General features: G+C 47.2%; 11 protein-coding genes. 7 read left to right on the top strand and 4 right to left on the bottom strand.

What is annotated here, in order from left to right:
* Positions 1–39: 39 nt before the first annotated feature.
* Positions 40–801, bottom strand: coding sequence for an AAA family ATPase (locus MKY35_RS02325; protein ID WP_029514729.1), 762 nt, complete (start codon positions 799–801; stop codon positions 40–42).
* Between the two features lie 212 nt (positions 802–1013).
* On the opposite strand from MKY35_RS02325, the gene mprF reads away from it, so the two are divergent.
* Positions 1014–3656, top strand: a complete 2643-nt coding sequence (gene mprF / locus MKY35_RS02320; protein ID WP_342445469.1) for a bifunctional lysylphosphatidylglycerol flippase/synthetase MprF — start codon at positions 1014–1016, stop codon at positions 3654–3656.
* 105 nt (positions 3657–3761) lie between these two features.
* On the opposite strand, the gene MKY35_RS02315 is transcribed toward mprF, so the two are convergent.
* A complete protein-coding gene (locus MKY35_RS02315) occupies positions 3762–4388 on the bottom strand; it encodes a nitroreductase family protein (RefSeq protein ID WP_069010781.1) in 627 nt (208 codons plus the stop codon).
* Positions 4389–4624: 236 nt separating this feature from the next.
* Between MKY35_RS02315 and MKY35_RS02310 the strand changes: the two genes are divergently transcribed.
* Together MKY35_RS02310 and MKY35_RS02305 are read left to right on the top strand one after the other, a co-directional pair.
* On the top strand, positions 4625–5101 hold the full coding sequence (locus tag MKY35_RS02310) for a disulfide oxidoreductase (protein WP_342445468.1): 477 nt from the start codon (positions 4625–4627) through the stop codon (positions 5099–5101).
* A gap of 167 nt (positions 5102–5268) precedes the next feature.
* Entirely contained in the window at positions 5269–5766 is a 498-nt protein-coding gene (locus MKY35_RS02305; RefSeq protein WP_029514725.1) for a cytochrome c biogenesis protein CcdC, read from the top strand.
* A gap of 156 nt (positions 5767–5922) precedes the next feature.
* On the opposite strand, the gene MKY35_RS02300 is transcribed toward MKY35_RS02305, so the two are convergent.
* Both MKY35_RS02300 and map read right to left on the bottom strand, forming a co-directional pair.
* Complete coding sequence (locus tag MKY35_RS02300) at positions 5923–6885, bottom strand: glycosyl hydrolase (protein WP_318627649.1); 963 nt, start codon at positions 6883–6885, stop codon at positions 5923–5925.
* 770 nt (positions 6886–7655) lie between these two features.
* Positions 7656–8402, bottom strand: a complete 747-nt coding sequence (map, locus tag MKY35_RS02295) for a type I methionyl aminopeptidase (RefSeq protein ID WP_013308498.1) — start codon at positions 8400–8402, stop codon at positions 7656–7658.
* 193 nt (positions 8403–8595) lie between these two features.
* Here map and MKY35_RS02290 point away from each other — a divergent pair, with 193 nt between their 5' ends.
* From MKY35_RS02290 to MKY35_RS02275, 4 genes are all read left to right on the top strand, one after another.
* Positions 8596–9294, top strand: a complete 699-nt coding sequence (locus tag MKY35_RS02290) for a GntR family transcriptional regulator (RefSeq protein ID WP_342445467.1) — start codon at positions 8596–8598, stop codon at positions 9292–9294.
* 130 nt (positions 9295–9424) lie between these two features.
* Positions 9425–10786 carry a GntP family permease gene (locus MKY35_RS02285; RefSeq protein ID WP_341038480.1) on the top strand — a complete coding sequence of 454 codons (1362 nt, stop codon included), beginning with the start codon at positions 9425–9427 and terminating at the stop codon, positions 10784–10786.
* A gap of 41 nt (positions 10787–10827) precedes the next feature.
* Positions 10828–12381 carry a gluconokinase gene (gene gntK / locus MKY35_RS02280; RefSeq protein ID WP_342445466.1) on the top strand — a complete coding sequence of 518 codons (1554 nt, stop codon included), beginning with the start codon at positions 10828–10830 and terminating at the stop codon, positions 12379–12381.
* Positions 12382–12468: 87 nt separating this feature from the next.
* Positions 12469–12654: a hypothetical protein gene (locus tag MKY35_RS02275; protein WP_061831157.1), complete on the top strand. Its 186-nt coding sequence runs from the start codon at positions 12469–12471 to the stop codon at positions 12652–12654.
* Positions 12655–12657: the final 3 nt, after the last annotated feature.

Below are 12657 nucleotides of genomic sequence, written 5' to 3'. Positions count from 1 at the left end.
GGATGAATTTCTGGAACGGTCTGGCGGTCCCTACGAACTTTATTGTGGATCTTCGAATAGCTCCTGTATCATCTTTTCCCTGTTATTCAGAAATTGTTTCGTAATGATAAAATGATCGGTTTCCTCTAGCGTCCGGGTGTCGATCCCTTCATGTGTCAGATGATACAAGATGGAATCTGGATAAGCCATCAAAATAGGGGAATGAGTAGAAATGATAAACTGTGAGCCCTGCTGCACCAGCTCGTGAATCCGTGCAAGCATGGCCATCTGGCGCAAAGGCGATAATGCAGCTTCCGGTTCATCCAAAATATACAATCCTTGCCCTCCAAACCGATGCACAAAGGCAGCAAAAAAAGACTCGCCATGCGACTGCTCATGCAGCGATTTACCCCCGTAGGAATCTCGAATCGGTCGTCCTCCTCCTTCTCGATCCAGCTCGTCGATGTGAGTCGCCACATTATAGTAGCTCTCCGCCCGGAAAAAGAAGCCATCCCTTGGCTTTTCTACCCCTCTCACCAGCCGGATATGCTCATACAGTGAGGAATGCGTGGCTTGTGTAGAAAAATTGAAATTTTTAGTACCTCCCTCTGGATTAAATCCCCACGCGACCGCGATTGCCTCCATAAGCGTCGATTTACCTACGCCATTTTCTCCAATAATATAGGTGACGGAAGGATGAAATTTGAGTTCGTTCCACTGGTGTAAGGCTTTTAAGTTAAACGGATATTGGCTCTTGTCCGCATCTGGAGGCCATATCAGCTCCAGGCGACGTATAAAAAGATTACGGTCCCATATACTCATATCCAAATCAGCTCCATTGCCAAGCAATTCACTAGGTTTTCCATCATTATATTGGAATTATTTACAGCAATCAATCTGAAATCCCATATCGTAACCCTTCTGTTGTTATTGAAGCGATTATTACAGGTATAATATATAGTAATGTTCAGCGGGTATGAAATCTAAGCACCTCATTCCGTGTATATCTCATTCTTTTCCAAGCAGGTGAATCTATGAAATCTAATCACAAACCGATTCAATCTTTTAAAATCGTACAGTTCATAATGACCATCTACAGGCAGCGATTGACACGTATTTTGCTACCGTTGGCTGTACTGGCTTTTATTATATGGGAGGCGGGACGAGAACTAAAAGACTTTAATCTGGCGCGTATGCTTCATGAGCTGCGGCGAATGGATGCCACCTTTCTCATCGAGATTGGCTTGTTCTCACTGGTTGCTGTGGCGGCTATGAGTGCATATGATTACGTAATCAGACATCATTTCAAGCTTCAGGTCAAGCCTGGAACAACATTTCGCTACGCCTGGATCTCCAATACCTTCAATAATGTCTTTGGTTTTGCAGGCTTTACAGGAGCGGGACTTCGCACAGTACTGTATAAGAAAAGCGGTGTGCCGTTGGGTGTCATCACCTCTGCGGTCGTGTTTCTTTCGCCAGTCGTCATTACCGGACTATCTTTGCTGGCTTGGGGAGCCATTGTTCATCTGTATCCGGTACAGCCTGTACTGGATGCTCACCCGTGGCTTCATTGGGCGCTGTGGGGAATGGCATTGTACCTACCACTATTCCTGATCATGCAGCGCTCCAAACGGTACTCCACATGGTTCAACAAGGGAGAAGGACAGCTTTCCTGGTCCACCATCTCCGCTTCCATCAGTGCTTCCCTGCTGGAATGGCTGCTGGCTGGCCTTACCTTTGCATGGATCGGCTCGCACTTGCTCCATGAACTGCCGATGCATGCTGTGTTCGGTATTTATGTAATAGCCGCGATTGCCGGGTTAATCAGTCTTGCACCCGGAGGGGTCGGGGCATTCGACATCATTGCCCTGCTCGGGCTGCAAATGGCGGAAGCCAACTCAGATCGGGCACTGGCTGTCCTACTGGTCTTTCGCGTCTTTTATTACATCATCCCGTGGCTCATCGGCTTGGTGTTAGCCGCGCTGGAAATGATTCCGCGTAACGAGCGCCTGAATCAGCTAGCTGAGACAGGTTGGGATTACTCCCTTAATGCCTGGCAGAAGGTATGGGGCTGGCCTGGTCAATTCCGGTTTTTGGCCGACCTAGGGGTATGGGCGCTTGGTAAGCTGGTACTCATATCCGGCGTGGTGCTTCTTTTGTCGGCAGCTACGCCCGGTCTGTTATATCGGCTTCGTTTTGCTGAGCATTTGCTCAGCCTGCCCGTCATGCGCTTGTCGCATGAAATCTCGGTCATCATCGGAATTATGCTTGTCGTCCTGTCCCATGGAATCTCTCTGCGTATTCGCAGAGCATTACGACTGACATTGATACTGCTTCTGACAGGAGCTATTTTCACCTTCACTAAAGGTCTGGATTTTGAAGAAGCTTTATTCCTACTGTTTGTGGCGTTAATGCTATGGATTTCGCGTTCGCGGTTTTATCGGGTCAGTGCGCCGCTGAATCGGCACAACATTTTAATATGGGGTGGATTATCTCTACTCGTAACCGGGGCTTATTTTATCATTGGGGCAGGCTCCAACACTCCCTTTATGCGCCATTTGCATGCCAAGGTCCATCTAGACTTTTTTATGAACCGCAGCGATTACGGAGTTACCGCCGTGTTTAGTCTGATTTTGGCATGGGTATTCCTGACGGTATATTTCTTTCTTCGACCTCAGCGTAGCATCGCTAATCTACCCGACGAGCAGGAGCTGGATAAGCTAAAAGAATTTTTGGAACGGCAGGGTGGTAATCTCGTCTCTCATATGCTTTTTCTGGGCGATAAATATCTGTATTGGACCAAAAATGAACAGGTTGTCATTCCCTATGCTCGTAGCCGGGACAAACTGATTGTATTAGGTGACCCACTCGGTCCAAAAGAACGTGTGAGTGAAGCCATTCAGGAATTTCAGCGGTTCGCAGATCGGTATGCGTTAACGGCTGTATTTTATCAGGCCTCGCCGGAGTATTTGTCCATCTATCACGAGAACGGCTATCGCTTTTTCAAACTGGGCGAGGAAGCACTGGTGCCGCTGGAATCATTTACACTGACGGGCAAAAGCAATCAAGCGCTACGCAGCGCCAAAAACCGTTTTGACCGCGATGGCTACTCGTTCGAAATCATCCAACCGCCTCTAGAGGCGTTACTGATTGAGGAGATGCGTCAGGTTTCGAATATTTGGCTGGATGGGCGTAAGGAGAAGGGATATTCACTCGGCTGGTTCAAAGAATCTTATCTTCAGTTGGCTCCGATTGCATTGCTAAAGGACTCTGAAGGGAAGGTCATCGCTTTCGCTACGATGGCCCCTTCCTATGATCATGGACGGACGGTCTCCATTGACCTGATGCGCCACTTGCCTGACACGCCAAATGGCACGATGGATTATTTATTCACACGGGTCATTGAGTGGGCCAAGGAGAGTGGGTATACGACATTTAATCTGGGAATGGCACCGCTGTCCCAGGTAGGGCAAAGCGAAAAGGCATTGCGCGAGGAAAAGCTGGCCCGACTCGTTTTCCAATACGGGGGACATTTTTACGGCTTTCAGGGGCTGCGGCGCTTTAAGGATAAGTTCAAGCCGCAATGGGAGCCGCGCTATCTGGCCTATCCAGCTTCTGTCTTTCTACCGATCCTGACGCTGGAGCTGGTATATCTCGTGTCCAAACGCTCGGACTAAACAAAGGGCTGACAACAGGACTTAAATAGTCTAACACGACGTAAAAAAGGGTGTTCCCCAACCACGAACGGTTGCAGGAACACCCTTTTATATTCACAAATCTTCTTAGAAGCTGCCTTTTACAACAACTTCAGAGAGTGGAAAACGTCCTGATGGACGTGCTGGCACTTGTGCCTTACCTACACTAATAAGCAGGGTTGGCAGGTAACGTGCTGGAATATTGAATTGCTCGATCAACTGTGCTGGAATGAAACCGCCCATTGCGCAAGTGTCGTAGCCCAGAGATTTAGCAGCCAACATAATATTTTGTGCTGCAAGAGCAGAGTTCAGGATGGCTGCATCGCGAGCTACTTGCGGGTTTTGGTACGCGCCGTTGATTTGACCTACCAATGCGTCACGGATTTCCGCTGGCAGTGCGCCTGCTTCTACCGCTTGATCATAAATGACGGTGTTACGGTTCGCTTCCAAATCACCCAATACGGCAATCGTAACGGAACTTTCCGCTACTTGACCCTGATTGTAGGCGATAGGCAGCAATTTTTGCTTGTCCGCTTCGCTTTCGATAACAAGGAATTTCCAATGTTGAAGGTTCCAAGCGGAAGGAGCTTCTATCGCCGCAGTCAAAATAGCCTCCAAATCTTCCTCTGGCAATTTAAAATCCTTAACATAGCTCTTTACCGCGTGTCTTTCACTAATCGTAGATAGGGTTTCATTTTTTGGACTACTCGACATTCTGGGCACACTCCTAATTTCTTATGATATATATCTAACTTGAATCCTCATTAACTTCCCAAACTACTGCAATTATAAAAATGATAGTTAGTCATGTCAATATGTTTAAGTATGACCCTGCACTCAAAATACAGTACAATACGGATAAAGACATACATATCGGCAGATGCCTGCCGATGGGACAAGACATAATGAGTTCATTTTGTTCTCATTTGAATTAAAAAAGGAGCGTTACTATGATTGGATCGTTTAAAAAAACAGATATTGCTTTGTTTGCCGCCTGGGTTGTAGCTTGTGTGGCAACTTTGGGCAGTCTGTATCTCAGCGAGATTTTGGGGTATGAGCCTTGTAAGCTATGCTGGTTTCAGCGCATTCTGATGTATCCCCTGACCCTTCTACTCGGGATCGCCTATTTTCGAGGGGATTCGGGGATACGCCGTTATGTCATGCCGTTGGCTATCATTGGAGGTGCGATTTCGGCCTATCATTTTACCATTCAGCGCATCCATGCAGCCGCCAAAGCAGCTACGCAAACTTCAACTTCCTGCGGCAGAGTATCCTGTGAACAGGATTACCTAAACTGGTTCGATTTCATCACCATTCCTTTTCTCGCACTGATCGCCTTTATCCTTATTATTGTAGCCATGGGTTATATCATGCGAAAGGAGAAAAAATCATCTCAGGGAGAGGTACAAGCAACAGAACTCGCATAAGTATGAAAGAGACCCAATTATAGGGCCAGTGTTATCACCAAGAGGCGTATAATCCGCTTGCCGGAGGAGAGACTGTAACTAAATATATCCATTACATATGTGGTATAATGTGAAAGGTTTGCAGTCTGTCCAATAACGCTTATATTCCTTATAGAGGGGGCCAGTCCATGTTTCATATTAGCACCCCATTGCTGCAATATGGCGCAACCTTCGGTATGATCTTAATCGCTATATCGGCTATTTTCATCCGTATGAAGACAGGTCATCGCCCGATTAATGCCAAAAAAATCATCATCCCTCCGCTCGGCATGAGCACCGGTTTTATGATGTTCGTGGTGCCGGAAGTACGGGTTCCCTGGCTTTGGGCGCTGGGCGCTTTTCTGGTCGGCTGGTTTATTTTTTCTTACCCGTTGATCCGCAGCACCAAATTTGAGTTGCAAGAAGGGCTGGTTTTCGTGCAACGCTCACGTACCTTCTTTTTTATCCTATTCAGCCTGCTGATCGTCCGATTGCTGCTGCATGAATTTATTCAGCATTACATTACCATTCCGCAGACAGCAGGGCTATTTTTCATCCTAGCCTTCGGCACCTTGTTACACTGGCGGCTCCGTATGTATTTTCAATATCGTCAATTCGTTCCGGACGAGACAGAAGTCCGCATCTGACCAACGGTTTTTTAACATGCTTGCTAGCATATTGCTGTATAGACCAAAAAAGGACACGTTCTCCCAGCCAGGAGGCCGTGCCTTTTTGGTCTTTTCGTCTTTTTAGTCTATTGGAGGCTACATTTCCGTCTTGCCCGAACGCCGGGCGCTAGGCACTTACTGGGAGCTTTCTTTTGTAAACAGCGTGCTGCCGTTTATGTTGTTCTGCGGAGCATAAGCGCCGTCCCAGGTGATAAAGAAGCTTGCTCCAGTGTAGATTTCATTCAGGGCCTTGTTCCAAAGCGAATAATCGAATTCCTTGAGCTGATTATTGTTGCGATCCACATGGTCGCCACCCACGGCTGGTCCAATTTCGCAGAAGCCATAAGTTTTGCCAAGTCCTTTGATGTCATTGTAAGCCATCTTAATTTCATTGTCATTGGACGGATCGTCGCTGTAAGCGTCGATGCCAATCCATGTGACGTAGCTGGAGCCGGGGTAATAAGCAGCCGCGTTGGCTCCTTTATTTGGAGCATAGACAAAATTGACGTTGGACATGCCATTGGTCGTCACAATGTAATTGTACAGATTGATGTACAGGTTCTTATAGTCCGTCGTGTTTTTGTCTCCCCACCAGAACCAGCCTCCGTTCATTTCATGGAAGGGTCTGTAGTAAACGGGGGATGAGTTAAACTTTTGCAGGCCGTTCACGACGTTGTCAACCTGGGCCTTATAATTTTGCAGCCATGCGGGGCTGGACGAATTGATGGATGAAATGTCTGTATTAGCCAAGATCTCGAAATCGGAATCAGACATCGGGGCGTTTACATTTCCACCCTGGGGATTGGGCATGTGGGTGGAAACGGTGACGATTTTCCCCAAGGCTTGGATGGCGGAGGCGCTATTGGAGGTAATGGAGGCTGCATCGGTTCCCCCCTGGTTCCAGTTCAGCAGATCATAGGAGACGATGTCAGGATTGTAGGTCCAGACAGGACTGGTGTTTACACTTCCGTCATAGCCCAGGAACATGCCAGTATAGTTGATATTGCTCTCCGCGCCTGCCGTCATTGGTAGCGAGAATAATAATGCAGCCCCGGTCAGGGCGCTGATCAAGCTCTTCGTTTTCTTGAATGAATTCATAATGGTTATCCTCCTGATGTTTATATCTTGCTACTTGTAATTGCAAGACTTAAGATGTGACCGATATTCCCCTAGGACAATGCTGACTCGCAACCTACATGTTTTTCGTTTTAGCGAGTGGATCTCCATCTTCCTAAAGGAATACGTTTTTGTGATCCTCAATTACATCGACATCAAGGAAAAAAGTTGAAATAGTTCTATTAGAGCAAAAAAATAATTCATATAACAATGAACAAACAATTTTTGCAAAATGTAGTAGGGACTAAATGTGTAATAAAGGAAATTTTTCATTTCATTCTTATGAATTTGTTTTCAAATTATTGTTATTTTTGTACTATATAGAAGATTCATAATCACACACTTAGCGTATCCTAGCGTCCAGAACTAAGCTGATCACTCTGATGGCATAGTGTATATTTCGTTAAAATGGTGGCCTGGCACTCATGAAATGAAAAAAACCGATATTCGCCTTTTGGCCAAAATCGGTTTTTGGAGGTGAAACCATTATTCCCCGCAGTTTCCTATTCATTATCCAGTCCATGCACCCGTTGGATCTTGATTAATTTTTTTTCGCTCTAAAAAGCTTGTAGAAGGCTCGAATGTCCTGAGCTAAAAGCTTAGGTTCTTCACCCGCCGCAGCAATTTTTTTTGTACTGGACCTTTATAGAATGCACGTAGCAAAAGGGACTATCCTCTGGACAGCCCCTTTTCTGTAATATGTCCAGACCATTCACCACGGTAGTCTGTATGTTTGCGGTGGATGCCTGCTTTTATTGCTGGGTCAAAATGATCGGACCCTCTGCTGTAATGGCCAGCGTATGCTCGTATTGCGCAGACAAGCCGCCGTCCAACGTGCGTGCGGTCCAGCCGTCCGCATCAATTTTACTGCGGTATGTGCCTGTGTTGAGCATCGGCTCAATTGTAATGACCATACCCTCTTTTAAGCGTGGTCCACGGTGTGGAGGTCCGTAATGTGGAACCTGCGGTTGCTCATGCATCTCTTCTCCGATACCGTGCCCAATAAATTCGCGTACGACCGAGAAGCCTTCCGCTTCCGCGTAGGTTTGTATCGCATGGGAAATATCACCGATCCGGTTACCGATAACGGCTTGCTCAATCCCTTTATACAGCGATTCCTTGGTAACATCCAGCAGCTTTTGCGCCTGCTCAGACACATTACCCACCGCATACGACCAAGCGGAATCTGCCAGCCAGCCATTCAGGTTCACAACCATGTCGATCGTCACGATGTCCCCGTCCTTCAACGGTGTCTTATTTGGAAATCCGTGGCAAATCACATCGTTAGGTGAGCCACAAGTTGCAAACTGGTAGCCGTTATAGCCCTTTTGCTCCGGTGTTGCGCCATGCTTCTTCATAAAGGATTCCGCAAAGGCGTCAATTTCCAGTGTCGTAATGCCCGGCTTGATCATTTTGGCAATTTCCCGGTGGCAAGCAGCCAAAATGTCTCCAGCCTTTTTCATATTTTCAATTTGTTCTTTGGTTTTAATGATAATCATTAAACGGTCTCCTTCTTTTCCGTGTTCGTTCCACTTTTCACTGCTTCTTTTTTCTGCTTCTATTGTAACGCTAAAAGCAGCGAAATGGAACCGATGTCAACTGATACCGTTTACAAGGATCTTAAACGGGGTATATAATATTCCATAACTTGTATACCAGTATGCAAAATCATTTCCTAGATAGGAGTATCCTATGAAATATCCAACAACCTGGTTACAGGGCGCATCACTTGGGGAAAGGATTGCTTGTGAACTTCGGCTTCAGATTATACGCGGCGTTCAGACACCAGGCACTGTGCTATCTGAGAATCAGATTGCTGCCGATTTTGGTACCAGTCGTTCTCCGGTGCGTGAAGCCTTGAAGGCACTCTCGGGCGAAGGACTGATCCGTCTGGAGCGCATGGGGGCGATTGTCGTCGGCATGACACCCGGTGATATGGAGGAGCTATTCGATGTGCGAATGCTGATTGAACATTTTGTTGTACAAAGGTATGTACATAGTGATAATGCCACATTGGTGACTGTTTTGAATCAGATGATTGACAAAATGGAAATCGCTCTCAAGTACAGGGATGTCGTTGAATTTTCTCTTCAGGATTTTAATTTTCATGAAGCTCTGGTTCTGGAAGCTGGCCATACCCGTATTCTTTATACCTGGAATGGCATGAGACAGCTAATCCTGACGGTCATGTTAGCTGCAACAGAACAACGATTTGCGTCCAACATCGAAGAATCACAAGTCACGATTCACAAACATCGAACCTTTGCAAACGCTTTAAATCAGGGGGATGCTCAGGAGTTGTCAGGATTTATTGAGGATCATTATCGAGATACCCGCAACGCGGTTAACGATAGCGTTCTGTCTCCCTACAGAAGAAAGACATCGTCCTAGCCACATATGCGTGACAAAGAGCAGATGTACCGCGCTTTATGCGTTTCTCGCTGGCGCGGCTCTCTTTTAATTGAAGTTGTCGACAAGTATACATTTAGCTATACATATAAGAATAAGGAGGCATACCTTCATGAACACATTATTCGGCTTAAGCCATAACGCGTCCCTGCTCATATGGGCGCTAGTTACCGTCATTCTTTTGATTTTGCTGATTGCTAAATTCAAATGGAATCCCTTCGTTTCACTGCTGCTTTCGTCGGTATTTCTCGGACTGGTTAACGGGATGCCTGGTCATGAAGTTACTGCCTCCATCACCAAAGGGCTCGGCAGTACACTTGGCTCCATCGCCATCGTGATCGGTTTAGGCACAATGCTCGGTAAAATGATGGCAGAATCCGGCGGCGCCGAACGCATCGCGACTACACTGATGGATCGTTTTGGTGAAAAACGCGTTCATTGGGCGATGATGATCGTAGGCTTTATCGTGGGAATTCCGGTGTTTTTTGAGGTTGGTATTATTTTATTAATTCCCATCCTGTTCACGGTTGCCCGTAAAATGAACATGTCTCTGCTTAAAATCGGTATTCCAATGCTGGCAGGACTATCGACGGTACACGGCCTTTTACCACCCCACCCGGCTCCGATGATCGCGATTGAAGCCTTTAACGCCAATATTGGACGCACGATAGGATATGCACTCATCGTGGGCATCCCATCAGCCATTATTGCAGGCCCGGTCTTCGGCGCTTGGATTGGCAAAAGAATCATGGTCAGACCTTCCGAGAGGCTGGACGAGCAGTTCAGAAATACGACGGGGCGGTCGTTGCCTCCCTTTTGGATTACTTTGTTCACCATTTTGTTACCTGTTATTCTAATGCTTAGCGGATCAGTCGCTGAAATTGTAGACCCGGCCAATACACATCCGCTCACTGTATTTTTCAAATTCATTGGTGATGAGGTTATGGCATTACTGATTGCGGCCGTGTTTTCTTTTTTCTCGCTAGGCTATGCACGTGGTCTAAAGAAAGAGGACTTGTCCCGTTTTACCAGTGAATGTCTGGCACCAACAGCCTCTATTATCTTAATTATCGGGAGCGGTGGTGCATTTAAAACGGTATTGATCGACAGCGGTGTAGGTCAGGCCATTGCAGCGGTCGCTACAGGAGCCCATATGAATGTGATTGTATTTGCTTTTCTGGTCGCTGCGCTCATTCGTGTAGCCACTGGATCAGCGACAGTCGCGATGACGACAGGCTCCGGTATTGTCGCACCTGTGCTGGCACTTACACCCGGCGCGAATGTCGAACTGGTCGTCCTTGCTACAGGAGCAGGGTCGCTGATCTTGTCTCATGTGAATGACGCCGGTTTTTGGATGATTAAAGAATTTTTCAATATGACGGTTCCGCAGACTCTAAAATCATGGACCGTTATGGAAACCATCCTCTCCCTGGTCGCTTTCGGTTTGATTATGCTGCTGAGTGTGTTAACTTAACGATAATGAGCTAATAACGGTAAGTGAAGGGGAGATTGAATATGACAGACACCCGATATATGATCGGCGTCGATATCGGTACGACCAGTACCAAAGCAGTTCTTTTCGAAGAAAACGGCAATATTGCCGCCCAGCACCATGTGGGCTATCCGCTCCATACACCTGAGCCGGATGCGGCAGAACAAGATCCAGAAGATATTTTCAAAGCTGTTGTGACGACGGTGCAAGAGGTCATGAAACAAAGCGGAGTGTCAGCTGAGCATGTACTGTTCGTCTCCTTCAGTTCGGCCATGCACAGCGTACTGGCAGTGGATAAGAACGGCAAACCGCTGACCGCCTCTATCACTTGGGCAGATAACCGTAGCGCCAAATGGGCCGAAGCGCTCAAACATGAATACAACGGACACGATATTTACTTACGTACCGGAACGCCTATTCATCCTATGTCACCGCTCACAAAACTAATGTGGATTACACGGGATTTACCAGATGTAGCGACCCAGACGTACAAATTCATTTCCATTAAGGAGTACGTTTTTGCCCGGTTATTCCACCAATATGTCGTGGACCACTCGATTGCCTCTGCAACCGGACTTATGAATTTGCAGCAGTTGGACTGGGACGAGGAAGCGCTGCATATTGCAGGTGTGACGAAGGAGCAGCTATCCGAGCTGGTGCCGACAACTCATATGCTCATAGGGCTGGATGAGACCTATGCACATGACATGGGCCTACTGAAGACGACTCCTTTTGTGATCGGGGCCAGCGACGGTGTCTTGTCCAACCTCGGTGTGAATGCGATCAAGCCTGGAGTTGTCGCTGTTACCATCGGCACCAGCGGAGCCATCCGCACCGTAGTTGATAAGCCGCTCACGGATGCCAAAGGGCGCTTTTTCTGTTACGCCTTGACCGAAAAGCTGTGGGTCATCGGCGGCCCGGTGAACAACGGAGGTATAGTCTTCCGCTGGATCCGGGATGAATTTGCAGCCTCCGAAGTGGAAACGGCCAAACGACTGGGACTTGATCCATATCATGTGCTGACCCAAATTGCGGAACAGGTACGTCCTGGCTCCGACGGTCTGCTCTTTCTTCCGTACTTATCCGGTGAACGTGCGCCCCTATGGGACCCGAATGCTCGCGGCTCCTTCTTCGGTCTGTCCCTGCGTCACAAAAAAGAGCATATGATTCGCGCCGCTCTGGAGGGTGTGCTGTTCAATTTGTATACCGTCATGCTCGCCATGGAAGAAGTCATCGACAGACCGTCAGTCATTCACGCCACGGGTGGATTTGCACGCTCGGAGCTATGGAGACAGCTCATGGCAGATATTTTTGATCAGGAAGTCATTATCCCCGAAAGTCTGGAAAGCTCATGTCTGGGTGCAGCTATTCTAGGCTTGTACGCACTGGGACGGATTGATTCGCTGGATGCTGTGTCCGGTATGATTGGTACCACTCACCAGCACAAACCGGTAGCAGAACACGTGGATATTTACCGCGATTTACTGCCGATTTATATTCGCATTTCACGTAAATTCGAAGAAGAATTCAAGGATATTGCGGAATTTCAAGCCAAGTCCCTACAATCTTTAAATTAGTGGAACCTGTTCTAACGCTGCTGCGTATTACCGTTTTATAAAAACCTGTCTATGTCAGTTGGGCAGGGTAAGAAGGAGGATTAGACGATGCTCAAACAATTACTGCACCGCCTGCTACATTCCACCTCTCATTCTCATAAGCGGCGATACAGCAGCTCAGACCGTTATTACGAACGTGAACGTAAACGCCATTCTTCTTCAGACGGTTACAAGAATAGCCACAATGGACACCGATATTACAAAGATAAACGCCGTCATTACTCCAGTTCTTAGCCA

This window comes from Paenibacillus sp. FSL L8-0638 (assembly GCF_038593075.1).
Lineage (GTDB): Bacteria > Bacillota > Bacilli > Paenibacillales > Paenibacillaceae > Paenibacillus > Paenibacillus polymyxa_D.
The sequence above is the reverse complement of the archived record's forward strand: the minus strand, read 5'-3'. Positions and strand labels throughout refer to the sequence as shown.

What these genes read in the sequence shown, in the direction of transcription:
- MKY35_RS02315 (WP_069010781.1), bottom strand. Translation starts at nt 4,388, where the DNA reads ATGTCGAGTAGTCCAAAAAATGAAACCCTATCTACGATTAGTGAAAGA.
- map (WP_013308498.1), bottom strand. Translation starts at nt 8,402, where the DNA reads ATGATTATCATTAAAACCAAAGAACAAATTGAAAATATGAAAAAGGCT.
- MKY35_RS02290 (WP_342445467.1), top strand. Translation starts at nt 8,596, where the DNA reads ATGAAATATCCAACAACCTGGTTACAGGGCGCATCACTTGGGGAAAGG.
- mprF (WP_342445469.1), top strand. Translation starts at nt 1,014, where the DNA reads ATGAAATCTAATCACAAACCGATTCAATCTTTTAAAATCGTACAGTTC.
- MKY35_RS02325 (WP_029514729.1), bottom strand. Translation starts at nt 801, where the DNA reads ATGAGTATATGGGACCGTAATCTTTTTATACGTCGCCTGGAGCTGATA.
- MKY35_RS02275 (WP_061831157.1), top strand. Translation starts at nt 12,469, where the DNA reads ATGCTCAAACAATTACTGCACCGCCTGCTACATTCCACCTCTCATTCT.
- MKY35_RS02310 (WP_342445468.1), top strand. Translation starts at nt 4,625, where the DNA reads ATGATTGGATCGTTTAAAAAAACAGATATTGCTTTGTTTGCCGCCTGG.
- MKY35_RS02300 (WP_318627649.1), bottom strand. Translation starts at nt 6,885, where the DNA reads ATGAATTCATTCAAGAAAACGAAGAGCTTGATCAGCGCCCTGACCGGG.
- MKY35_RS02305 (WP_029514725.1), top strand. Translation starts at nt 5,269, where the DNA reads ATGTTTCATATTAGCACCCCATTGCTGCAATATGGCGCAACCTTCGGT.
- MKY35_RS02285 (WP_341038480.1), top strand. Translation starts at nt 9,425, where the DNA reads ATGAACACATTATTCGGCTTAAGCCATAACGCGTCCCTGCTCATATGG.
- gntK (WP_342445466.1), top strand. Translation starts at nt 10,828, where the DNA reads ATGACAGACACCCGATATATGATCGGCGTCGATATCGGTACGACCAGT.